The organism is Kitasatospora sp. NPDC004531, from assembly GCF_053602195.1.
This window is the reverse complement of sequence record NZ_JBSGDD010000036.1, coordinates 23,361-46,678: the sequence shown is the minus strand read 5'-3', so window position 1 is coordinate 46,678 and position 23,318 is coordinate 23,361. Positions and strand designations below refer to the sequence as shown.

18 protein-coding genes are annotated in these 23,318 nt (G+C 73.7%); 5 read left to right on the top strand and 13 right to left on the bottom strand.

Annotation, left to right across the window (positions count from 1 at the left end; genetic code table 11):
• Positions 1 to 261 precede the first annotated feature (261 nt).
• Positions 262 to 1,671: an APC family permease gene (locus tag ACWEMJ_RS16970; RefSeq protein ID WP_452137830.1), complete on the top strand. Its 1,410-nt coding sequence runs from the start codon at positions 262 to 264 to the stop codon at positions 1,669 to 1,671.
• Positions 1,672 to 1,754: 83 nt separating this feature from the next.
• On the opposite strand, the gene ACWEMJ_RS16965 is transcribed toward ACWEMJ_RS16970, so the two are convergent.
• The 4 genes from ACWEMJ_RS16965 to eccB all read right to left on the bottom strand — a co-directional run bounded on the left by ACWEMJ_RS16965 (position 1,755) and on the right by eccB (position 5,603).
• Positions 1,755 to 3,077, bottom strand: a complete 1,323-nt coding sequence (locus ACWEMJ_RS16965; RefSeq protein ID WP_452137829.1) for a S8 family serine peptidase — start codon at positions 3,075 to 3,077, stop codon at positions 1,755 to 1,757.
• Positions 3,078 to 3,190: 113 nt separating this feature from the next.
• Entirely contained in the window at positions 3,191 to 3,475 is a 285-nt protein-coding gene (locus tag ACWEMJ_RS16960) for a WXG100 family type VII secretion target (RefSeq protein WP_452137828.1), read from the bottom strand.
• 72 nt (positions 3,476 to 3,547) lie between these two features.
• Positions 3,548 to 3,850 (bottom strand): WXG100 family type VII secretion target, encoded by a 303-nt coding sequence (locus tag ACWEMJ_RS16955; protein WP_452137827.1) that lies wholly within the window; start codon positions 3,848 to 3,850, stop codon positions 3,548 to 3,550.
• Between the two features lie 181 nt (positions 3,851 to 4,031).
• Complete coding sequence (eccB, locus tag ACWEMJ_RS16950) at positions 4,032 to 5,603, bottom strand: type VII secretion protein EccB (protein ID WP_452137826.1); 1,572 nt, start codon at positions 5,601 to 5,603, stop codon at positions 4,032 to 4,034.
• A 254-nt stretch (positions 5,604 to 5,857) separates the two neighbouring features.
• Between eccB and eccE the strand changes: the two genes are divergently transcribed.
• The 3 genes from eccE (at position 5,858) to ACWEMJ_RS16935 (ending at position 10,289) form a co-directional block, all read left to right on the top strand.
• Positions 5,858 to 7,243 carry a type VII secretion protein EccE gene (gene eccE, locus ACWEMJ_RS16945; protein WP_452137825.1) on the top strand — a complete coding sequence of 462 codons (1,386 nt, stop codon included), beginning with the start codon at positions 5,858 to 5,860 and terminating at the stop codon, positions 7,241 to 7,243.
• On the top strand, positions 7,243 to 8,001 hold the full coding sequence (locus ACWEMJ_RS16940; protein ID WP_452137824.1) for a hypothetical protein: 759 nt from the start codon (positions 7,243 to 7,245) through the stop codon (positions 7,999 to 8,001). Before eccE ends, ACWEMJ_RS16940 begins: the two co-directional genes overlap by 1 nt.
• A gap of 209 nt (positions 8,002 to 8,210) precedes the next feature.
• Complete coding sequence (locus tag ACWEMJ_RS16935; RefSeq protein ID WP_452137823.1) at positions 8,211 to 10,289, top strand: nucleotide-binding protein; 2,079 nt, start codon at positions 8,211 to 8,213, stop codon at positions 10,287 to 10,289.
• Between the two features lie 60 nt (positions 10,290 to 10,349).
• Here ACWEMJ_RS16935 and ACWEMJ_RS16930 read toward each other — a convergent pair whose 3' ends face one another.
• Positions 10,350 to 11,294 carry a bifunctional riboflavin kinase/FAD synthetase gene (locus ACWEMJ_RS16930; protein ID WP_452137822.1) on the bottom strand — a complete coding sequence of 315 codons (945 nt, stop codon included), beginning with the start codon at positions 11,292 to 11,294 and terminating at the stop codon, positions 10,350 to 10,352.
• Between the two features lie 63 nt (positions 11,295 to 11,357).
• Positions 11,358 to 14,804: a serine protease gene (locus ACWEMJ_RS16925; RefSeq protein WP_452137821.1), complete on the bottom strand. Its 3,447-nt coding sequence runs from the start codon at positions 14,802 to 14,804 to the stop codon at positions 11,358 to 11,360.
• 201 nt (positions 14,805 to 15,005) lie between these two features.
• On the opposite strand from ACWEMJ_RS16925, the gene ACWEMJ_RS16920 reads away from it, so the two are divergent.
• On the top strand, positions 15,006 to 15,572 hold the full coding sequence (locus ACWEMJ_RS16920; protein ID WP_452137820.1) for a GNAT family N-acetyltransferase: 567 nt from the start codon (positions 15,006 to 15,008) through the stop codon (positions 15,570 to 15,572).
• A gap of 7 nt (positions 15,573 to 15,579) precedes the next feature.
• Here ACWEMJ_RS16920 and truB read toward each other — a convergent pair whose 3' ends face one another.
• The 7 genes from truB to nusA form a co-directional block, all read right to left on the bottom strand.
• Positions 15,580 to 16,485, bottom strand: coding sequence for a tRNA pseudouridine(55) synthase TruB (truB, locus tag ACWEMJ_RS16915; protein ID WP_452137819.1), 906 nt, complete (start codon positions 16,483 to 16,485; stop codon positions 15,580 to 15,582).
• Positions 16,486 to 16,548: 63 nt separating this feature from the next.
• A complete protein-coding gene (locus tag ACWEMJ_RS16910; protein WP_452137818.1) occupies positions 16,549 to 17,607 on the bottom strand; it encodes a DHH family phosphoesterase in 1,059 nt (352 codons plus the stop codon).
• 56 nt (positions 17,608 to 17,663) lie between these two features.
• Positions 17,664 to 18,101: a 30S ribosome-binding factor RbfA gene (gene rbfA, locus ACWEMJ_RS16905; protein WP_400902665.1), complete on the bottom strand. Its 438-nt coding sequence runs from the start codon at positions 18,099 to 18,101 to the stop codon at positions 17,664 to 17,666.
• Between the two features lie 145 nt (positions 18,102 to 18,246).
• Positions 18,247 to 18,543 carry a DUF503 domain-containing protein gene (locus ACWEMJ_RS16900; RefSeq protein WP_043909696.1) on the bottom strand — a complete coding sequence of 99 codons (297 nt, stop codon included), beginning with the start codon at positions 18,541 to 18,543 and terminating at the stop codon, positions 18,247 to 18,249.
• Between the two features lie 124 nt (positions 18,544 to 18,667).
• Entirely contained in the window at positions 18,668 to 21,751 is a 3,084-nt protein-coding gene (gene infB, locus ACWEMJ_RS16895; protein ID WP_452137817.1) for a translation initiation factor IF-2, read from the bottom strand.
• A gap of 192 nt (positions 21,752 to 21,943) precedes the next feature.
• Positions 21,944 to 22,246, bottom strand: a complete 303-nt coding sequence (locus ACWEMJ_RS16890; protein WP_452137816.1) for a YlxR family protein — start codon at positions 22,244 to 22,246, stop codon at positions 21,944 to 21,946.
• A gap of 77 nt (positions 22,247 to 22,323) precedes the next feature.
• Complete coding sequence (nusA, locus tag ACWEMJ_RS16885) at positions 22,324 to 23,316, bottom strand: transcription termination factor NusA (RefSeq protein WP_452137815.1); 993 nt, start codon at positions 23,314 to 23,316, stop codon at positions 22,324 to 22,326.
• Between the last annotated feature and the right edge of the window lie 2 nt (positions 23,317 to 23,318).

The following is a 23,318-nucleotide window of genomic DNA, read 5'->3' as shown; positions in this document are numbered from 1 at the left end:
ATCACTTCACCTTCGATTCAAGCGCAGTTCATCGGAGTTGACACAGACGAAACAAGCGTCCACCGCGCCGCCGGGCTGGGTTCCGCAGGAAAACCCGGGATTCGGCAACGGAATCCGCAGCCGATCGCGCGTTGACGAGTCCTTTTCACCCAGGCAACCTGGCGCATCAGGGAGCGATGGAGAACCAGACCCGCGAGAACGTGTTTCGGAGGCGATACCGCTCCCACCCCCAGTCACGACGCACATTCGATCGGATGCCCCATGACCGACACGCTTCCCCCGCAGGCAGCCGCCCCCGCCACGGGGACCGCCACCGGCGCGGACGCCCCGAAGAAGCTCGCCCGATCGCTCGGCGTCGTGGGCGGCACCCTGCTCACGCTCTCCTGCGTGACCCCGGCGTCCTCGCTCTTCGTGCTCGTCCCCGACCTGTTCAAGGAACTCGGGACGTTCACGCTGATGTCGATCGTCATCGGCGCGGTGATCTGCGTCGCGGTGGCGTTCTGCTACTCGGAGCTCGGCACCCTGGTGCCCTCCGCGGGCGGCGAGTACGCCATGGTCGGCACGCTGGCGGGCAAGTTCGCGGGGTGGCTGGTCTTCATCCAGTCGCTGATCGTGGTGATGCTGGTGCCCTCGATCATCGCGATGGGCACCGCCGAGTACCTCGAACCGATCATCCACGTCGACCCGATGATCGCCGGCGCCGTGGTGATGGTCGCGGCGACCGTCGCCGGCCTGCTGGACCTGCGGGCCAACGCCTGGATCACCGGCATCTTCCTGGTGCTGGAGGTCATCGCCTGCGCGGTGGTGTCCTTCCTCGGCTTCACCCACACCGAGCGCGGCGCGGACAGCATGCTGCACGGCACCGTCGCCGACGCGGCCGGCGCCACCTCCGGCGTGGGCATCGGGGCGATCGTCGCCCTGATGGGCACCGCGCTGTTCGTCACCCAGGGCTTCTCCACCGCGATCTACCTCTCCGAGGAGCTGGAGAACCCGCGCAAGAACGTCGCCCGCACCGTGCTGTGGACGCTGGGCCTGTCGGTCGCCGTCATCGTGATCCCGGTGGCCGCCATCACCATGGGCGCGCCGGACCTCACCGCGCTGAGCGAGGGCAACATCTCGCAGCTGGTGATCGGCTGGAGCAACTCGGGCCTCGGCACCTTCATCAGCCTCTGCATCGCGCTGGCCATCATCAACGCCGGCATCGTGATGGTCATCCAGAACTCCCGGGTGCTGTTCGCCTCCGGCCGCGACAAGGCCTGGCCGGAGCCGGTGAACAACGCCTTCGGCACCCTCAACAAGTTCAGCGCCCCGTGGGTCTCCACGCTGGCCGTCGGCATCCCCGGCGCGGTGCTGTGCTTCGTCCCGCAGTCCCTGCTGATCGAGATCACCGGCGTCGCGGTCGCCGCGCTCTACCTGCTGGTCGCCGTCGGCTCGCTGTTCTCCCGCCGCGGCCACCACAAGCACGCCCCCGCCTGGCGCCAGCCGCTGTGGCCCGCGCTGCCGATCCTGGTCATCGCCGCGCTCGGCTTCACGCTCTACAGCCTGGCCGGCCCGGGCCTGTGGTGGACCCTCGGCATCACCGCCGTCGCCAGCCTCTACTGGGTGGTCTACCTGCGGCCCCGGCAGGAGACCCGCTGGGTGATCACCCTTCCCGAGGACGAGCGGGTCTGACCCCCTGCACCCCGCTCCCTCTCGGCCCCGCCGGTTCCCCCCGACCGGCGGGGCCGACCCCTTTCCAGGGGCCTTCCACGCCCTCAGTGGCGGCGGCGCCGGCCCATGTCGCGGGTGACGATCGCCCCGCCGGCCAGGCCCGCCACCAGCAGGCCGCCCGCGCCCAGCACGAAGGTGCCGGTCCGCCGGTCCCGGTCCGCCTGGGTCTCCTCGATGCCCAGCGGCTGCGCGATCAGCGGAGCGGTGTCCAGCTTGGTCGGCGCGTCCGGGTGCGGCGAGGACTCCGGCAGGCCCTCGAAGTTGACCGCCTTGACCGGGTCGACCACGCCCCAGCCGATCCACTTGTTGCGGCTGTGCTCGGTGCGCTGCGCGGTCTGCTCGATCACGGTGCGGATCTGCGCGGCCGTCCAGTCCTTGTGCTGGCCCTTCAGGATCGCCGCCAGGCCGGCCACGTAGGGCGCGGAGAAGCTGGTGCCGTTGTCGGTGCACTGGCCCGCCCCGGGGACGGTGGAGAGCATGTCGACGCCCGGCGCGACCACGTCGACGAAGTCGCCGTACTGCGAGAACTGGGCCCGCTCGTTGTTGCGGTCGGAGGCGCCCACGGCCAGCACGGTGGGGATGGCGGCCGGGTAGGTGTCGCCCTCGGCGCCGTCGTTGCCGGAGGAGGCGATCACCACGATCTTCTGGCTCTCGGCGCGGTTCAGCGCCTCCACCAGGTCGTCGTACTCCGCGAACGGCTTCTGCCCCGACGCCTTCTCCGGGTCCGCCTCGATCCGGACGTCCTGCGAGATGTTGATGACGTCGACCTTCGCGGTGACCGCCGCGTTGATGGCCTCGATCAGGGTCTTGACGCTGCCGTGGCCCTCGGCGTCGTTCTGCCGGATCGAGTAGATCGTGGCGTCCTTGGCCAGGCCGACGAAGCCGACCTTCTCGCGCGGCGCGGCCGCGATGATGCCCGCCACCTTGGTGCCGTGCCCGACCGGGTCGGTCCGGCTGTCGCCCTGCGGCTTCTGCTTGTCGGCCGGCGTCGAGGCGCCGAGCGGGTCCGGCCCCGCGATCACCTTGTTCGGGCCGCCCAGCTGCGGGTTGGCGACGTCCACGCCGGTGTCGATCACCGCGACCTTGACGCCGTCCCCGGAGTGCTCGGCCTTGCCGTTCTTGACGCCCCACAGCTCGTCCAGGAAGACCCGCTGGAGCGCCCACGGCACGGCCTCGACGTCCTTGGACGCGCAGTCGCCGGCCGCCGCGATCGCCACCGGCGGCCGGTAGCTGGACTCCCCGGAGGGCGCGGACGAGGGCTCGGCGAAAGCGGGCCCGACAGCGGTGGTGCCGACCACCCCGAGTACCAGCAGCACCGCGCCGGCCCGGCGCAACGATCCCGACGACACCTGAAGTCCACCCCTCATTGCTTCCACCCGTGTTCGGCGCGTGCCCCGTGCCACGCGCGAAGGGCGGGCGCCCCGTGGGACGCCCGCCCTTGAGAAGAGCGCTAGTTGCGCGGAGTCCCCTGGAGGGAGACTCAGGCCCAGAGCTGCGAGTTCGAGTTCTCGGTCTGCTGGTAGCTCTGCGCGGCGTTGTCCAGCGCGGTCGCGATCTGGGTCAGCGTCTGCTGCAGGTCGGCGGCCTTGGCGTCCCACTGGGCCTGGCGGGCCTGGTAGCCCTCCTGAGCCGCACCCTCCCACGAGGAGGCGATGCGCTGGACGCCCGCCTTCAGGTCGTCGAGCTGGGACTGAACGCGCGCGGCGGTCTGACGGACCTCGGAGCTGGCGTTCTGGATCGTGTTGAAATTGACGAGAATGGACATGCTTGTCTCCCCTTCGATGGATGCACGGCGCGCCCCCGCGAGGGCGCGGTGTGGCGGTTACCGATCCCGGCGTCAGCCGGAGATGCCACCGACCGCAGCCGCCTGCTCGTCCTCGGTCATCGAGTAGGCCTTGGTGGTCGCCTCGATCGCCTGACGGATCTCGTCGAGCACCTTGTTGAGCGCCGTGGCGTCCTCGTTGACCCGGTTCTGCATCGACTGGTACGCGGTCGCAGCCGCGCCCTTCCAGCCGGACGCGATCTCGGAGACCAGGTTGTTCAGGCGGGTGATCTCACCCTGGACCTGCTGGTTGACCTCGCCGATGCGGTTAGCGAACGCGGTCATCTCTTCCGCGGTCGTCGTGAACTGACCTGCCATGATCCACCGTCCCCCATGAGACAGACTTCGTCCGGGCGCCCCTGTGGCGAACGCCCGCACGGGCACCACGTGGTGTGGTGCTCTGTAGCACTGTAACGGCCAAGTGCGGTTGGCCCAACACCGGGTAGCGGGTAGTTACCAGACCATGACACTGAACTCCCGCACCGGCGTTGACGATTCGTCAGGCGTTCTGGGCCTGAAGTGCGGTGTTGGTGTTGAGCACCGGTCCGGCCGGCACCAGCTTCGACCACGCGTCGGGCACGAACTGCGGATTGATCGACTTGTAGCCGAGGCGCACCTGGGACTCGTTCGTACCCTTCTTCTCCCCGCCCTGCGCGTTCGGACTGGGGCTCGCGGTCGCGCCGGAGCCGCCGTCGTTGTTGGCGGGCAGCGAGAAGCGCAGGCCGGAGTCGGTGATCAGGAAGTCGCGGCCCGAACCGCCGTCGCTGGGACCGGTGTTGCCCTCCAGCGCGCGGTACAGCAGGCCGTGGCCGGGCGTCACGTGGGCGCTGACCGCGTCCGCGGTGATGTCCGCCGGGTAGGCGGTGCCGGCCCACACCGACTGCTTGATCTTGTTGCCGTCGTAGCCGTCGAAGGTCGAGCAGATCACCGTACGGGCGTCCTTGTCGCCGATGTTGACGGCCGGGGACTTGAACTTGGGCAGGTTGCCGGACTTGGCCAGCAGGTCCGTGGAGGTCTTCGCCTCCAGCGTGCTCAGGTCGTTCGCGCCGAGGGTGCCGAAGGCCGGCGGCGTGCTGCCGTACGCGGCCTGCGTCGCGGGGTCGTTGAGCATCAGGTTCGCCTGGAACTCGGTGACCTCGTACAGCTTGCTCTGCCCGACCACGTAGTACCTGTTGTCCTGGAACTTCAGCAGTCGGCCGACCTTCTTCTCCGAGGGCTGCGAGAGCTCCAGCGAGGACTGCGCGCCGACGGCGTTGTCCACCCGGGTGAACTCGATCGGGTCGCCGTCCGCCACGGTGGCGAGCCACTCCTTGGTGACCCGCTGGGGCTGAATGCCCGGGCCGACCAGCGCGGTCACCAGGGCCTTCCGGTCGCTCGTGGTGGTGTCCATGACGCCGACCGCGTGCTTGAGGCCGTTGGAGTCCACCAGGTAGCTCGACCCGGGCTGGTTCGCGGAGATGTCCGGCTCCTGGACGAACAGCGACTGCCGCTCGGTGAGCCTGCGCTCCCCCTGCAGGGTCTTGGTGTCCGCCCCCGCCGCGATGAACACCGACTGCCCGATCGCCGACTGCAGGTTCTCCTTGCCCTGCTTGTCGCAGACCGACCACAGCTTCGCGGCGCTCGCGTCGTCCGGCTTCGGCAGCTTGTCCGGCGCGTACGGGATGCCGATGGCGGGGCCGCGGCGCGGGTACTTGTCCAGCACGTCGTCGGCGACGGTCTGCACGGTGGCGCCCTCGGAGAGCACCAGCCGGGCCGAGGACATGTTCAGCACCTGGTGCAGCGTCGGCTTGCCGGTCTTCGAGTCGGGCAGCACCACGTAGCGGGTGGTCGAGGACTTGCCCTGCAGGATGTACTTGCCGTTGTCCCAGTTCGGCGGCGCGCTGGGCTTGATGACGCCCCACATGCCGAAGCCGGCGACGATGACGGCGCCGATCACGAAGCTCGGCAGCACCGCGCGGATCGGACGCGGCGCGTCCTCGTCGTTGCCGCCGCCCCCCGGCTGCAGGAATGCCCCCACCATCCGCTTGCGGGCGAAGGTGTAGGCGTTCAGCTCGTCCCGGCGTGATGCCATGCTCGTCCCCGTCTCCCCTGTGTGACCCGACCAGCGGGTGTCAACGCGCTTGTGCTGTGCGTGAGTCTGCCACCCGGCGGGCGTCCGGACCGGTCAACCCTCTACGATGCGACAGCAGACGGTGAGTACGGTAACGGGTAGGCTCCGACGGTCCGCCATCCGGGCCGTCGACCCGGCCCGCGGCCGGTGGCCCGAGAGCCGCGGCCGCACGGGGATCTGACGGCACATCTGAAGCAGAGAGGGCAATTCGGGGGATGCCAAGCCAGTCCGCTCCAGCACGACGACGCTCCACCTCGCACGGTCGGAGGCCGGACGCCCAGGGCGGGCGGCGGGCCCGCACCGCCGCGGCCCCGGTGGCCACCGGCCCGGTGGGCCTGCGACTGCTGCCCAGGCCCGGGCTGCTCGCCCGCCGCCTGGAACTCAAGCAGATCGTCCAACTCGAGGTCGCCGTCGCCCTGGTGGCGGTCGGCTGGTCGATCAACAAGCTCACGGCCGCGGTGCTCGCGGTGCCCGCCGTGGTCCTGGTCGTGGTGGCGCTGCTGCGCCTCGGCGGCCGCACCATGGGCGAGGCGCTCGGGGTCCGCTCCGCGTACAACTCCCGTCGCCGGGAGGCCAAGTACAACGTTCCGCCGCCCGGCACCGACCCGGCGCTGGCGCCGGTGATGGAGCTGGAGCCGGCGCTGAGCACCTGCACCCACGCCATCGAGACCGACCTCGGCGACGGCCGGCCGCTGCGCCGGGAGACCGGCATGGTCGGCGACGGCACGTTCTTCACCTCGGTGCTGCTGGTGCAGTCCAAGGACCAGCCGCTGCGTCCCGGCCGCGCCAACTCCTCGCTGCCGCTGGACATCATCTGCTCGGTGCTGCAGGTCGACGACATCCCGCTGGAGTCGGTGCAGCTGATCCAGCACACCCAGCCGGCGCCCGCGCCGTACCTGCCGGAGCACTCGCTGGCCGCGCGCGCCTACCAGCAGGCCCCCGGAGGGGTGAACACCCCCGCGCTGCGGTTGACCTGGGTGGCCGTCAAGCTCGACCCGGAGCAGGCCTCCACGGCCGTGCTGGCGCGCGGCGGCGGTGAGGAGGGCGCCCGCAAGGCCCTCCAGCGGGTCACCGACCAGCTGGCCGGGCGGCTGAACAGCGCCGGCTTCACCGCGACCGTCCTGGACGAGCGGGAGCTGATCGCGGCGCTGGCCATCTCGGTGTGCGCCAACCCGGTCGCGGTGGCGGGCCGTCAGGGCTCCGGCGGCGGCGGGGTCGGCGTGCGCCGGGCCCAGGAGTCCGCGAAGTTCTGCCGGATCGACGACCGCTGGCACGCCACCTACTGGATCTCCAAGTGGCCGGAGCTGACCCGGCCCGGCGCCGGCGGCGGCCGGGTCGCCGCACCCGAGCTGGTCAACCAGCTCACCAGCACCCCGGCGGCGTTCGCCTCCACCTTCTCGGTCACCGCCAGCCGCGCGATGGGCGGCGCGGTGGCGCTCAGCGGGCACGTCCGGCTGACCGCGCGCAGCGAGAGCGAGATCGCCCAGGTGGGCCGCCTGGTGGAGTCCCGTGCCCAGCACGCCGGCACCGCGCTGACCCGGCTCGACCAGGAGCACGGCCCGGGCCTGCTCGCCACGCTGCCCCTGGGAGGGACGTCCTGATGGCCTACCAGACCTACTCCGGCCAGGCCCCGCAGTCGGCCGAGCAGCCCCGGGTCCGGGTCCGTCCCGGCTTCGGCCTGCGCGGCCCGCGCCGGGAGAAGCACGTGCTGACCGTCGAGGACCTCGCCGCGGTGTCCTTCCCGGTCGGCGACGACGGCGTGGTGATCGGCCTCGACCAGCAGCAGCAGCCCGCGGTGATAGGGCTGTTCCGGCCCACCCAGTACGACGTGGTGCTGGTCGGCGGCATGTGGACGGCGCAGCTGATCGCGCTGCGCGCCGCCGCCACCGGTGCCCGGATCGCGGTGGAGACCGGCCGTCCGCAGGCGTGGGCGCCGATGGCGCAGGCCGCGGGCGGCGGGCAGCCGTGCGTGACGATCCACCAGGTCGGCCGCCTGGGCGCGCAGGGCGCGTCGGTGGCGTCCCCCGTCCTGGTGGTTCGCGACCTGGGTGCGCGGCCCTCGCGCAGCCGGCTGTCGGCGGCGCCGTGGCAGACCACGCTGACGGTGCTGCCGTACCTGGGCCCGAACGCGAGCCGGGTGCTGAACGCCGCCGACCTGGTCGGCCTGCAGCGGGTGTCGCCGCAGGAGTCCGACTTGGTGGGCCGCATCCTGTCGCTGTCCCCGGGCGACGTGAACACCCTGCCGACGATGCCCGACCACATCACCCTGTGGGCGACCCGGATGCGCCGTCAGTACGTGATGACCAATCCGGGCGAGGCCGAGACCCAGGTGCTGGGCGGCCCGCGCCGCATGGACTGACGCGGTGCGGCCGGCGGGCCGCGTCGCGCGGGCGGGCCGGCCGGTGGGTCCGACGGGGGCGGTGTTCCCCGCGGGACCCGCCGGTCGGCCGACCCGCTCCGATCTGCCGTCAGGTCGGGCTCCGCCTTCATCGGAGCCGCCTGCACGGCCTAGTCTTGTTGCCCGAAGGCAACCGCCGAAGCAACGTCGGCGAAAACGAGGGAGCCCCAGTGAGCAGCGATCGGGACGGCGTCTACGTCGGCGACAACGCGGCCGAGGACGACGATGACTGGTCCGATGCCCCGGACTACACCCCTCCGTCCTGGTACACCCAGAGCGCCGCTCCCGGCCCGGCCCAGCCGCCCGTCCAGCAGCAGCCGCCGGTGCAGCAACCGCCGCTCCAGCAGCCGCCGGTGGCACAGCAGCCCCCCGTTCAGCAGCCTCCGGTGCAGCAGCAGCCGGTGCAGCCGGAGGTGCAGCAGCCTCCCGTGCAGCAGCCGCCGGCCGTGCCCGAGCAGGCCCAGCCGCAGCCGGTGCAGGCTCAGGTCCCGCCGGTGGCGCAGCCGGTGACGGCCGCTCCGGAGGCGGCGCCGCAGCCGCCCGCGGCGGAGCAGCAGCCGCCGGTCCAGCAGGCCCCCGTTCAGCAGCCTCCCGTTGCCCAGCCGCCCGTTGCCCAGCCTCCCGTCCAGCAGCAGCCGCCCGTTCAGCAGCCTCCGGTGCAGCCGCAGCCCCCGGTGGAGCTCGCGGCCGCGCAGCCGCAGCCGCCGGTGCAGGAAGCGCCGCCGGTGCAGCAGCAGCCGCCGGTGTACCCGCAGCAGGGCCAGCAGCCGCCCGTGCAGCAGCCCCCGGTGCAGCAGCAGCCGTGGCCCAACCAGCCGCAGCCGCCGGCGTACCCGCAGCAGGGCCAGCAGCCGCCGGTGCAGCAGCAGCCCCCGGCGTACCCGCAGCAGGGCCAGCAGCAGTGGGCCGGGCAGCCGCCGGTGGACCCGCGGGCCGGCGGCTGGCCGCAGGCCGGTCCGGGGCCGGGTCCGGCGTACCAGCAGCACTCGGGCCCGCAGAACGCCCCGCAGGCGCCGGCGCAGTTCCAGCAGCCCGGTCCGCAGGCGGCGGCGCACGGTGCGGCGCTGGGCTACACCGCGGCCGTCGAGCTCTCCTCGGACCGGCTGCTGCGCGGCCAGCCGAAGGTGCAGAAGCAGTCGCGGTTCCAGTTCGGCGGCAAGTCGGCGCAGGCCGGCAAGCAGCAGAAGCTGGAGCTGATCCGGCACCCCGTGACGACCTGCTACCGGATCGCGGTGATCAGCCTCAAGGGCGGGGTCGGCAAGACCACGACCACCACCTCGCTGGGCGCGACGCTGGCCAGCGAGCGGCAGGACAAGGTCATCGCGATCGACGCCAACCCGGACGCGGGCACCCTGGGCCGCCGCATCAAGCGGCAGACCGGGGCGACCATCCGCGACCTGGTGACGGCGATCCCGCACGTGCGCAACTACATGGACATCCGTCAGTTCACCTCGCAGGACCCGAACTCGGGCCTGGAGATCGTCGCCAACGACGTCGACCCGGCGGTCTCCACCACCTTCGACGACTCGGACTACCGCCAGGTCATCCAGGTGCTGGGCCAGCACTACCCGATCATCCTGACCGACTCGGGCACCGGCCTGCTGTACTCGGCGATGCGCGGGGTGCTGGATCTGGCGGACCAGCTGATCGTGGTGGCCACGCCCAGCGTGGACGGCGCCTCCAGTGCCTCGACCACGCTGGACTGGCTGTCCGCGCACGGCTACGCGGACCTGGTGCAGCGGTCGATCACGGTGGTCTCGGGGGTGCGAGAGACCAGCAAGATGATCAAGATCGAGGACATCGTGGCGCACTTCCAGACCCGCTGCCGCGGCGTCGTGGTGGTGCCGTTCGACGAGAGCCTGGCGGCCGGCGCCGAGGTCAACCTGGCGATGATGCGGCCCAAGGTCCGGGACGCGTACTTCGAGCTGGCGGCGCTGGTCGGCGAGGACATCGCCCGGGCGCAGCAGCAGGGCGGCTGGCAGCAGCAACAACAGCAGCAGGGCGGGTGGCAGCAGGCCCAGCAGGGCGTGCCGCCGCAGCAGCAGCCGTACCCGCCGCAGTACCCGCAGCAGGGCGGCTACCCGGCGGCCGGGCAGCCGTGGCAGCAGCCGCCGCAGCAGCCGTACCCGCAGGCGCCGCAGCAGGGCGGCTACCCGCCGCAGGGCCCGCCGGCGCCGGGCTACGGCTACCCGCCGCCGCACGAGGCCCCGCCGCCCGGCTACGGGTACCCGCCGCCGCAGCACGGCTGAGCACGGACGGAAAAGCCCCCCGCGAAGGGTTCTTCGCGGGGGGCTTCCGGGTGCCGCGGGTCAGGGGCGCTCGGTGAGGTCGCGGGCGCGCTTGACGTCCTCGGCCATCCGCTCCAGCAGGGCGTCGATGCTGTCGAACTTCTCCATGCCGCGCAGCCAGGCGAGGAAGTCGACGGCGACGTGCTTGCCGTACAGGTCCAGGCCGACCCGGTCGATGGCGTAGGCCTCGACGGTGCGGGTGGTGCCGTCGAAGGTGGGGTTGGTGCCGACCGAGATCGCGGCGGGCATGGTCTCGCCGTCGGCGGTCAGCCAGCCCGCGTAGACGCCGTCGGCGGGGATCGCGGAGTGCGGGACGGTGTCCACGTTGGCGGTGGGGTAGCCGAGTTCGCGGCCGCGCTGGGCGCCCCGGACGACCTCGCCCTCGACCCGGTGCGGGCGGCCGAGGACCTCGGCGACGCCGGCCATGTCGCCGGCCGCGACCAGCCGGCGGCACAGGCTGGAGGAGAACGGCTCGCCGTCGCCGGCGGCGCCGCGCACCTTGAGGTCGACCACCTCGACGGCGAAGTCGTCGGCCCGGCCGAGCTCGGCGAGCAGGTCGACGTTGCCCGCCGCGCGGTGCCCGAAGCGGAAGTTGGGGCCCTCGACGACGGCCTTCGCGCGCAGCGCGTCGACCAGCACGGTGCGAACGAACCGCTCGGGCGACTCCTGGGAGAACGCGGCGGTGAACGGCAGCACCAGCACGGCGTCCACGCCGAGCTGCTCGACCAGTTCGGCCCGCCGGGGCTGCGGGGCCAGCAGCGGCGGGTGGCTGCCGGGGCGGACCACCTCGCTGGGGTGCGGGTCGAAGGTGACGACGACGGACTTCGCCCCCAGTTCCGCGGCCAGTTCGACCACCCGATTGATGATCAACTGGTGTCCGCGGTGGACCCCGTCGAACGATCCGATGGTGACGACGCTGCGCCCCCAGTCCCCGGGGATCTCCTCCAGGCCGTGCCAGCGCTGCACCTGACCGCTCCTTGTTCCTACGGTGTGCACACCCGGTGCACTCGAAAGACCGAAACCGAACCCCTATAGCGTGCCATGCGACCGACCCTGCCCAGGTACCGGAAGGCCTCCGGTGTGACCGGTCAGACGGCCGCCGGGGCGGTCGACCTGCCGTTCGGCCTCCGCGGCGGCGTACTGCGGGTCGCGGCCGGCGTCGGTGAGCGTCCGCATCCTGGTCAGCCGGGGCCCGTCGGGGGGTGGCGGGGCGTCGGCGGGCCAGTCGGCCAGCAGGCGGGCGAAACCGGCCCAGCGGCCCGCGCAGTGCACCAGCACGGCGTCGGCGCCGGGCCAGCGGTCGGCGATCCGGCGGAGCAACTCGCGGACCCGGCACGGCGGGTGGCCGGCGTGCCGGGCCGCCAGGGCCTCGACGACGGCGCCCAGCACCAGGTGGTCCCGTTCGGCGGCCAGCAGGGCGTCCAGCAGGCCCGCACGGCCGTTTCCGGGGGCGGCCAGCACCGGCGCGAAGCGGGCGCGCTGCGGGGGGCCGGCGGCGAGCACGGCGGGCAGCAGCGGGCGGCCGTCCTGCCCGGCGTCCAGCAGCCGGTCGAGGTGGTCGGCGACCTGCCCGGCCCGCTCGGGCCGCTCGCGCAGCAGTTCGGCGGCGAGCAGCACCCCGGAGCGCACCACGGCCGGGTCGGCGGCCCGGTCGAGCGCCCGCAGTCCGTCGCCGGCCCGCGCCCCGGGCTGCCCGAGCCGGTCGCGGACGGCGGCCAGCACCTCGGACGGGTGCTCCTCGACCAGGCCGCCCAGCACCTCCTCGGTGAGGAACGGGTCGCCCGCCCGGTAGGCGGCCAGCGCGGCCGGCAGGTGTTCGGCGCGGGTCTGCGGGTCGCCCACCAGCAGGGCCAGCGCCGCGCCGTGCAGCGCCGGTTCGTCGTCGCGGGCCAGCAGGGTGCGGGCGGCGAGGCGCAGCAGCTGGGCGCCCGAGCCGCCCGCGTGCGGGGCGGTGCGCAGGGCGTGGACGGCGGCCGCGACGTGCCGTTCGGGGCGCGGGTCGTGGCTCCACCGGTCGACGGCGCGGCACAGCGCGGACGGCTCCCGTTCGGCGAGCCGGCCGAGCAGCGCGTCGGTGCGCGGGTGCGCGGTGGCGACCAGGGCCTCCGTCAACTCGTCGAGGGCCAGCGCCCGGTGCTCGAACAGCAGGGTGTCGGCGAGGTCGGCGGCGCCCCGCCCGGCGTGCGGGTACCAGCCGCACAGCAGGGGCAGCACGGTGTGCGGGTCGGCGGCGAGCAGTTCCGCGACGGTCTCCCGGACGGCGCGGGCGCGGTCGGCGGGGCCGTCGGCGAGCCGGCCGAGCAGGGCGACCCGGTCGGCGGCGGGCAGTGGCAGGCCGGCCCAGAACGCGGGGCCGAAGCGGTCGTCCCGGCCGGCCCGGTCGACGAGCAGTTCGAGCAGTTCGCGGTGGGCGCCGGGGTCGGGGCTGCCGGCGATGCCGGCGGTGAGCAGCCGGGCGGCCCACCAGTCGGGGTCGCCGCCGGGTTCGGCGCGTTCCAGGGCGAGCCGGATGCGGTGCAGCCAGCCGTCCAGCGCGCCGGCGCCGCGGGCCGCGCCGACCCGGCGCAGCGCGCCGACCACCACACCGACGCGGGCCCGGCCGACGGCGCCCTGCCGGTCCTTCACCCGGTCGGCGGGCGGCAGGACGTTGCGGGCCGCCGGGCCGCCGGGGGCGTCCCGGGCGTCCTGGGCTTCCCGGGCGTCCCGGGCGTCCTGGTTGGCCTCGTCCTCGGCGAGCAGCAGGCGCAGCGCGGCGTCGAGGTCCAGGTGCAGGCTCTGCAGCCACTCGCCCCACTCCTCGTGGCCCGCCCGGTGGCCGCTTCCGGCGGGCACCAGCAGGCGTTCCTCGTGGACGGCCCGGGCCCAGCCGCCGGCGGCCGGGAACAGCCGGTCGAACTCCTCGGCGGGCAGCGCCCCGTCGCCCGCGCCGAGCATCAGCCGGGCGGCCTCGTGCAGGCGGCCGGCGGCGACGGCGGCGAGCCGGCGCATCCGGCGGGCGTCCTCGCCGGGCGGGACGGGGGCGCCGCGGCGGTGGCGGCGCTGGCCGCCGGGGGTGTGCGCGAGGCGGCGGGCGACGGTCAGGCAGGCCAGGTCGAACCAGCCGTCGAAGAGTTCGGCGCGGTCGGCGACAGGGCCGTGCACTCCGGCGCCGCGCAGGTCGCCGGCCAGGCGGAGGGCGAGCGGGTGGCCGCGGTCGGCGGGGCCGAGGAAGGAGTCGGGCAGTCCGTAGCGGCGGCCGGCCCGGGCGGCGGCGTCGTCGGTGAGCGGGCCGAGCCACAGTGCGCGGGCGGCGCCGCGCCAGGGGCCGAGCTGCTGCCAGCCGTCGGGGCGGCAGGCGACCAGGGCGCGGGCGCGGTGGTCGCGCAGCCACTGGAGTGCGCCGTCCAGCCAGCGGGTGGTGAGGGCGAGCGGTGCTTCCTCGGGCGCGTCGAGGACGACCAGCAGTGGGCGGCCGCCGTCCGCGCAGCGTTCGGCGAGCTCCGCGGGGTCGGCCTCGGGGACGCCCAACTGCCGTGCGGCGGCGGCGAGTCGGTGGTGCAGGGTGTCGTCGAGCGGGCGGTCGCCGAGGGCCAGGTCGGCGCCGCGCAGCCAGAGCGTGGGCAGCGGTTCGACGGCGCCGGCCCGGCGGACGGCGAGTGCGGCGAGTTCGGTGGTGCGGCCGCTGCCGGCGTCGCCGAGCAGCACGGTCAGGGTGTCCTGCGGTTCCTCGCCGCTGAGGCCGTCGGGGCGGTCGACCCGGTCGGCGGCGAGTTCGGTGATCCGGCCGGGCCCGGCGGTGGCGGCGTCGAGCTGGGCGGCGGTCAGGCGCAGTCCGCCGGCCAGGTTGAGGGCGCGGCCGAACGCGGGCACGCCGGCGGCGTTGCGGGCCAGCAGTTCGCCGAGCGGGCCGTCGCCGCCCGGGCCGCCGACGGACAGCGGGACGGCGGCCACCCCGTCGGCGGCGGCGGTGCGCACCCGGGGGGCGACGACGGCCAGCACGGCGCCGGTGTCCGGGTCGAGCACGGGCGCGCCGGCCACCGGGGCGGCGGCGAGGTCGAGCAGCAGCACACCGGGCACGGTGCGGGTCTGCGCGCCGTCGCCGCAGCGGCCGTTCTCCCGGCCGAGCAGCTCGCCGCGGGCCAGCGCGGGCGTGCCGTCCTCCCAGCGCTGGTGCGGCACCACGACGGGGCCGGAGAGCTCGCCGCGGCCGATCGGCAGCGCGCGGCCGGGCACCCCGCCGACCGCGGTGGTGCGCAGCAGGGCCAGCCCGCGCTGCGGCAGCAGGTCGACGCTCTCCGGCCCGAGCACCCTGGACTGCCCGCCCGGGGTGTGCAGCACCAGCCTGGGCAGGCCCGCCACCGCCTCGTGCGCGGTCACCACCGTGCCGTGCCGGTCGGCGACGAACCCGAGCCCGCACAGCCGGCCCTGCACGTCCCGGATCCGCAGCAGCCCGTGCGCCGGGTCTCCCGCGAATCCGGCGCTCGCGCCCTCGCCCATCCCGCCCGTCCTCCCGCAGCTGAACACCGGCCGCTGTTCCGGCCGCCGGTCAGCCTGCCCCCCACCAGCCCCACAGCACCCCGTGCGCCCCGCTCACCACACCCGTTCACCTCGCGCGCCCCCGGCGACACGCCGCGCAACGCCCCGTCCGCCGCCGAAAACCGGTGGGCGGGGCGGCCGCCGGCCTGGCAGCATCCGGGCATGGACGTCCGCCTCGCTGCCTGGTCCGAGTCGCACTTCGCCCTGCTGGAGCGCATCAACACGCCGCTGATGCGCCGTCACGTCGGCGGCCCGGAGAGCCCGGAGCAGCTGCTGCTGCGCCACCGCCGCTACCTGGGGCTGCCCGCGCTGGGCGGTGTGATGTTCGCGGTGCTGGCCGACGGCGTCCCCGCCGGGTCGATCGCCTACCACCGGCGGGAGTGGCACGGCGCGGAGGTCTTCGAGACCGGTTGGAACGTGCTGCCCGAGTTCCAGGGCCGCGGCCTCGCGCTCGCCGCCGGCCGCCTGATGCTGGCCGAGCTGCGGGCGCTCACCGCCGCGGACGCCGCCGCGCCCGGCGTCCTGCACGCCTTCCCCGCCGTCGACAACGCCCCGTCCAACGCCCTGTGCGCCCGCCTGGGCTTCACCGACGCGGGCCCGTGCGACTTCGAGTACCCGCAGCGCTCGGGCCGCTTCCTGCGCAGCAACGACTGGCGCCTGATGCTGCGCCGGAACGCGCGGGCGGCCCCGGCGGAGAACCTCTCCACCGGGGCCGCCCAAGGCAGTTGACGGCGCGTCAGCCGACGAACACCGCGACCGGCTTGGCCTTGCCGGCGTGCTCCTCGACCAGCGCCAGGAAGCGGCCGTCCGGGTCGAACACCGCGATCGGGCCGTCCACACCGAGGCCGGGCGCGGGCAGCCGCACGCCGTTGGAGAGCAGCTTGGCCTGGTCGGCGTCGATGTCCCAGCGGGGGAACGCGGCGGCGGCGGCCTCCGCGATCGGCAGCACCTCCAGCTTCTCCTCCAACTGCTCGACGGTGTGCGCCGATTCGACCGAGTACGGCCCGACCTTGGTGCGCCGCAGCATGGTCAGGTGGCCGCCGACGCCGAGCGCGGCGCCCAGGTCGCGGGCCAGCGCGCGGATGTAGGTGCCGGAGGAGCACTCGACGGTGACGTCCAGGTCGAGCACCGGCGTGCCGTCCTCGGCGACCGCGGGGCGCACCTCGTGCACGGTGAAGGAGTGCACGGTGGTCGGCCGGGCGGCGAGTTCGAAGTCCTCGCCCTCGCGGACCCGCGCGTACGAGCGCTTGCCGTCGATCTTGATGGCGCTGACCTTGGACGGCACCTGCATGATCTCGCCGGTGAGCTTCGCGATCTCGGCGTCGATCGCCTCCCGCGCCACCGCGTCGGCGGGGGTGGAGGCAGTGACCTCGCCCTCCCGGTCGTCGGTGACGGTGGTCTGCCCGAGCCGGACGGTGGCGTCGTAGGTCTTCGCCGTGAGCATCAGGTGCCCGAGCAGCCGGGTGGCCCGCTCGACGCCGATCACCAGCACGCCGGTGGCCATCGGGTCGAGGGTGCCGGCGTGCCCGACCTTGCGGGTGCCGGCCAGCCACCGGAGCTTGGCGACCACGCCGTGGGAGGTGATGCCCTCCGGCTTGTCGACGATGACCAGCCCGTCGGGGCCCGTCCCTTTACGCTTCATCGTTCTACCGCTTCAATCCCTGCACGGCCGCCGTCGCAGCCCCGTCCACCGAACCGGACGAGCCTAACGCGCACTCTCCTCGGCCAGCGCCACCCGGAACCGCCGCACCGTCTCCGGCACCCCGGCGCGGGCCGAGAACCCGGCCGCGAACACGTGCCCGCCGCCGTCCAGCCGGGCGCACACCGCGGCCACGTCCACCGCGCCCCGGGAGCGGCAGGAGCCGCGCAGGGTGCCGTCCGGGTCCTGCTTGAGCACCAGCGCCACGTCCGCCTCGGCGGGCTTGCGCAGCACGTCGATCAGGCCCTCGATCTCCTCCACGGTGACCCCGAACAGCGCCAGGTCCTGGTACGGCACCCAGGTCCACACCAGCCCGTGCCCGCCGGCCTCCTCGGGCTCGAACACGGCGCGCTCCAGCGCCCCGGCGAGCACCTTCAGGAAGCCGAACGAGGTGGTGTCCCACAGCTGCCGGGAGATCAGGTCGTGCCGGATCCCGGTGGCCAGCATCCGCCCCGCCATCTCGTGCGTGGCCGGCGTGGTCGCCCGGTACTTGAACGAGCCGGTGTCGGTGGCGATGCCGGTGTACAGGCAGGCCGCGATCGACCGGTCCAGCGGGACGCGCAGCCGCCGCAGCAGCTCGTCCACCAGCACCGCGGTGGCGGGCGCGGACGGGTCGATCAGCCGGACGCCGCCGAAGCCCGGGTTGGACGAGTGGTGGTCGAACACCACCAGCTCGGCGGCGGCGAACGCCTTGTCGCGCAGCAGCCCGAGCCGCTCCTCGGAGGCGGCGTCGAAGGCCAGCACCAGCGCGGGCGCGGCGGGCACCGCGTCGGCGGGGACGATCAGCTCCTGCCCGGGCAGGAAGGACAGCGACTCGGGGATGATCTGCGGGTCGTCGCCGAACGACACCCGCACCCGCTTGCCGAGGCCCCGCAGCGCCAGCGCGGCGGCCAGCGCGGAGCCCAGCGCGTCGCCGTCCGGGCAGATGTGGCAGATCAGGTCGATCTCGTCGGCGCCCGCGATCAGTTCCAGGGCGCGCTCCCAGGCGGCCTCGAACGGGGCCCCCGGGTCGGGCGCGGACGACCCGGTGCGCGGGCCCGGAAGCACCGCGGGGGCGGTCTCCACCTCAGCAGTGGAGACCGCCCCCGCGGCACCGGACTCGGCCGGCTTCCCGGCCGTGGTCACTCGTCCTCGTCGTCGTCGCGGGCCGCCTTGTACGGGTCGGCGTCGCCGGCGTACGTGGCCCCGGCGGCGGCGGTGCGGACGGCGGCGTCGGAGACCCGCGCCTTGTCCAGCAGGTCGTCGATGTTCCGGGCGTTGTCCGGCAGCGCGTCGGCGACGAAGGTCAGGGTCGGCGTGAACCGCACCCCGGTCTGCTTGCCGACCTCGGAGCGCAGGATGCCCTTGGCGCTCTCCAGCGCGGCCGCGCTGGACTCCCGCTCGGTCTCGTCGCCGTAGACGGTGTAGAAGACGGTGGCCTCGCGCAGGTCACCCGTCACCCGGGCGTCCGTGATGGTGACGTACCCGAGTCGCGGGTCCTTGATCCGGCGCTGCAGGGTCTCCGCCACGACCACCTGAATGCGGTCGGCGAGCTTGCGCGCCCTTGCGGTGTCGGTCACGTGCCTTGCCTCCTCGTGCAGTGGGCGCGGTACCCGGGTCATGACCTCGACCCGGCTGGGGCCCTCCCCCCAACGTACCCGCCCGCGCCCAGCCTTGTGGGCGCTCCGGTTCCGATGCGGGTGTGACAGTGGTGACGCCCGCAGGTCATTCGTCGTCGTCGTGGTGGTGGCGCCTCCTCGCGGAGAGCAGCATCACCTCGGGGCGGCCGGCGACGAGCCGCTCACAGCTGTCCAGGATCTCGTTGACGTACCCGGCGTCGCCGGACACCACCGCGCAGCCGATCTCGGCCCTGCGGTGCAGATCCTGGTTCCCGACCTCTGCGGCGCACACGCTGTACTTGCGCTGCAGTTCGGCCACGATGGGCCGCACGATCGACCGCTTCTCCTTCAACGAATGGACGTCGCCGAGGAGCAGGTCGAAGGTGAGAGTACCTACGTACATGTGATGACAGGCCTGGCCGGCCTGGGGGCCTCGAAGGATTCCCGACAGCCAGGACCCTAACAGCGCGGCCGGGGCCGGCCAACGGGATTACTGCACCCCGTCGGCCGACCCCGGTCAGCAGCCGTTACGCGCGCGGCTTCTCGCGCATCTCGTAGGTCTCGATGACATCGTCGATCTTGATGTCGTTGAACGAGCCCAGCGTGACACCGGCCTCGAAGCCCTCGCGGACCTCGGTCGCGTCGTCCTTGAAGCGGCGCAGACCCTCGATGTTGAGGTTCTCCGCCACGACCTTGCCGTCGCGCAGCAGGCGGGCCTTGGTGTTGCGGCGGATGATGCCTTCGCGCACCAGGACACCGGCGATGTTGCCGAACTTGGAGGAGCGGAACACCTCGCGGATCTCCGCGGAGCCGAGGCGCACCTCCTCGTACTCGGGCTTGAGCAGGCCCTTGAGCGCGGCCTCGATCTCCTCGATCGCCTGGTAGATGACCGAGTAGTACCGGATGTCGACGCCCTCGCGCTCGGCCGCGGTACGGGCACGCCCCTCGGCGCGCACGTTGAAGCCGATGATGATGGCGTCCGAGCCCATCGCCAGGTCCACGTCGGACTCGGTGATGGCGCCCACACCGCGGTGCAGCACGCGCAGCTCGACCTCTTCGCCCACGTCCAGCTTGACGAGGGCGTCTTCCAGGGCCTCGACCGAACCGGAGACGTCACCCTTGATGATGAGGTTGAGCTTCTCGATGTTGCCGGCGGCCAGCGCGGCCTCGAAGCCCTCCAGCGACACGCGGACGCGGCGCTGGGCCATCGAGGCGTTGCGGTCGCGGGCGGCGCGCTTCTCGGCGATCTGACGGGCCGTGCGGTCCTCGTCGACGACGATGAAGCTGTCGCCGGCGCGGGGCACCGAGGTCAGACCGAGCAGCAGCACCGGACGGGACGGGCCGGCCTCGGCGAGGCTGTTGCCGTTCTCGTCCAGCATCGCGCGGACGCGGCCGTAGGAGTCGCCGACCACGATCGAGTCGCCGACCCGCAGGGTGCCGCGCTGGACGAGCAGCGTCGCCATGGCGCCGCGGCCCTTGTCCAGGTGGGCCTCGATCGCGATGCCCTGGGCGTCCTGCTCCGGGTTGGCGCGCAGGTCGAGCGAGGCGTCCGCGGTCAGGACCACGGCCTCCAGCAGCTCCTCGATGTTGAGGCCCTGGCGGGCGGAGATGTCGACGAACATGGTGTCGCCGCCGTACTCCTCGGCCACCAGGCCGAACTCGGTCAGCTGGCCGCGGACCTTGGTCGGGTCGGCGCCCTCGACGTCGATCTTGTTGACGGCGACCACGATCGGCACACCGGCGGCCTTGGCGTGGTTGAGCGCCTCGACCGTCTGCGGCATGACACCGTCGTTGGCCGCGACCACCAGGATCGCGATGTCGGTGGACTTGGCACCACGGGCACGCATGGCGGAGAACGCCTCGTGACCCGGGGTGTCGAGGAAGGTGATCGGACGCTGCTCGCCGTTCACCTCGGTGACCACCTGGTAGGCACCGATGTGCTGGGTGATGCCGCCGGCCTCGCCCGCGACCACGTTGGTCTTGCGGATCGCGTCCAGCAGTCGGGTCTTACCGTGGTCGACGTGACCCATGACGGTCACCACCGGCGGACGCGGAGCCAGCTGCTCCTCGTCGCCCTCGTCGACACCGAAGTCGATGTCGAACGACTCCAGCAGCTCACGGTCCTCGTCGTCCCGGCTGACGATCTCCAGCACGAAGCCCATCTCGTCCGCCAGCAGCTGCAGCGTGGCGTCGGAGACCGACTGGGTGGCGGTGACCATCTCACCGAGGTTGAACATGACGGAGACGAGCGCGGCCGGGTTGGCGTTGATCTTCTCCGCGAAGTCCGTCAGCGACGCACCGCGCGACAGGCGAACGGTCGAACCGTTGCCGCGCGGCAGCATCACACCGCCGACGGACGGGGCCTGCATGGCCTCGTACTCCTGGCGCTTCGCGCGCTTCGACTTCCGGCCACGCGCCGGACGGCCGCCGGGGCCGCGACCGAACGCACCCTGCGTGCCACCACGGGCACCCGGGCCGCCGGGACGACCGCCGAAGCCACCCGGACGGGCGCCGCCGCCACCGAAGCCGCCGCCACCGGTGCCACCGGGACGGGGGCCGCCGAAGCCGCCACCGGCCGGACGCGAGCCCGGACCGGCCGGACGGCCCTGGAAGCCCGGACGGGCGCCACCCGGAGCACCCGGACGCGCACCGGGGCCACCCGGACGCGCACCGGCACCCGGACCCGGGCGCGGGCCCGGACGCTGCGGCATCATGCCGGGGTTCGGACGGGGCATCCCGGACGGGCTCGGCGCACCGGGGCGCGGAGCGGCCGGACGCGGCATGCCGTCGGGACGCGGAGCACCGGCGCCCGGACCACCGGGGCGCGGAGCGCCGGCGGGACGGGGACCGCGCTCGCCGGCCGGAGCACCCGGACGCGGAGCACCCGCACCCGGGCCGCCCGGACGGGGACCGCGCTCGCCGGGACGGGGACCGCGCTCACCGGCCGGAGCACCCGGACGCGGAGCACCCGCACCCGGAGCACCCGGACGCTGGCCGCGCTCGCCGGCCGGACCGCCCGGACGCGGGGCGGACGGACGGGCCATGCCCGACGCGCCGCCCGAGGTGAAGGGGTTGTTGCCCGGACGCGGACCGGCCGGACGCGGACCCGGACGGGCCGCGGGGTTGGCCGGAGCCGGCCGCGGGGCGGCCGGACGCGCCGGAGCCTCACCGGCGGGAGCCGGAGAGGAGAACTCGGCCGCCGGGGCGGGCGCGGCCGGAGCGGCCGGACGGGCCGCCGGGCGCGGACCCGGGGTCGGCGCCCCGGCGGGCTTCGGCGCGGCCGAGCCCGCGGCGGGCGCGGGAGTGGGACGGGGACCCGGCGTCGCGGTCGGACGCGGGCCAGGGGTGGGGGCACCCGGCTTGGGTGCGGCCGAACCGGCGGTGCCGGACGGCTGGGGCGCCGCGGGCTTCCGCGGGCCAGGCTTCGCGGAGGACGCGCCGCCGGACGGCGGGGTCGCTCCCAAAGCGTCAGTCAACTTGCGCACGACCGGCGCCTCGATCGTCGAGGACGCCGAACGCACGAACTCGCCCAGCTCGGTGAGCTTGGCCATGACGGCCTTGCTCTCCAAGCCAAGCTCCTTGGCGAGTTCGTATACCCGGACCTTAGCCACTTCGCTCCTGTCTATACGTCCGGGGTATTCGTCCGCCGGACTGTCGCTACTTCATGGGCGTACTCATCGCGTACTCATCGAGTGCTCATCGCAATCTCGACCTACTTCCATCTCGCGAGGTACCTGACCTTGGGGCGCACGGCGACGTACCCACTGCCGTGCGCTGGTGCGTGTTGCCGGGCGCGAGGCCCGTCAGCGGGCCGACTGACCGTCGGCCGGACTTGCTCCTGCCCCGACGTACTCCCGCAGGGCACCGGGTTCGAGCGTGCCCTGGACCCGGAGGGCCCTCGGGAACGCCCTGCGGCGGACCGCGAGGTCGAGGCAGGTCGGGTCGGGGTGCAGATACGCGCCCCGGCCCGGCAGTGTGCCGCGAGGATCGGGGACGCACTCGCCCTCGCCCGCCACGACACGCAGCAGCTCGTGCTTGGCCGCCCGCTTGCGGCAGCCCACGCAGGTGCGTTCAGGGCATGCGCGGACATGCGTCCGGCCAGACACGTTCAAGTCTACCCCTCCGAGGGGACTCACCGCCCCCGAGTAGATTCCGGGGGCTCGGGACAGCGCTTCTCTTCTGGTTACTCGGACTCGGCCGGGGCCTCGGTGTCCGGGCGGATGTCGATCCGCCAGCCGGTCAGCCGGGCGGCCAGACGGGCGTTCTGCCCCTCCTTGCCGATCGCCAGCGACAGCTGGTAGTCCGGCACGATCACCCGGGCGGACCGCTGGGCCAGGTCGACGATCTCCACCTTGGTCACCCGTGCGGGCGACAGCGCGGCGGCCACCATCTCGGCCGGGTCCTCCGACCAGTCGACGATGTCGATCTTCTCGCCGTGCAGCTCGGCCATCACGCCGCGCACCCGCATGCCGTTCGGGCCGATGCAGGCGCCCTTGGCGTTCAGGCCCGCACGGCGCGACCAGACCGCGATCTTGGTGCGGTGGCCGGCCTCGCGGGCGATCGCCGCGATCTCCACCGAACCGTCCGCGATCTCCGGGACCTCCAGCGCGAACAGCCGCTTCACCAGGCTGGGGTGGGTCCGCGACAGGGTGACGGACGGGCCGCGCACACCGCGCCGCACGCCCACCACGTAGCACTTCAGGCGGGTGCCGTGCCGGTAGTCCTCGCCCGGGACCTGCTCCTGCGGAGGCAGGATGGCCTCCAGCTTGCCGATGTCGACCAGGATGTTCTTCGGGTCGTTGCCCTGCTGGACGACACCGGTGACGATGTCGCCCTCCTTGCCGGCGTACTCGCCGAAGGTCTTGTCGTCCGCGGCGTCCCGCAGCCGCTGCAGGATGACCTGCTTGGCGGTGGAGGCGGCGATCCGGCCGAACCCGCTCGGGGTGTCGTCGAACTCCTTGGGCTCCACGCCCTCGTCCAGCTCGGCCGCGTCCTCCAGCGCCCACACCGTCACGTGGCCGCTCTTGCGGTTCAGCTCCACCCGCGCGCGGCGGCGGGAGCCCTCGGTGCGGTGGTACGCGATGAGGAGGGCCGACTCGATCGACTCGACCAGCAGGTCGAACGGCACGCCCTTCTCGGTGACCAGCCCGCGCAGGGCACTCATGTCGATGTCCACGA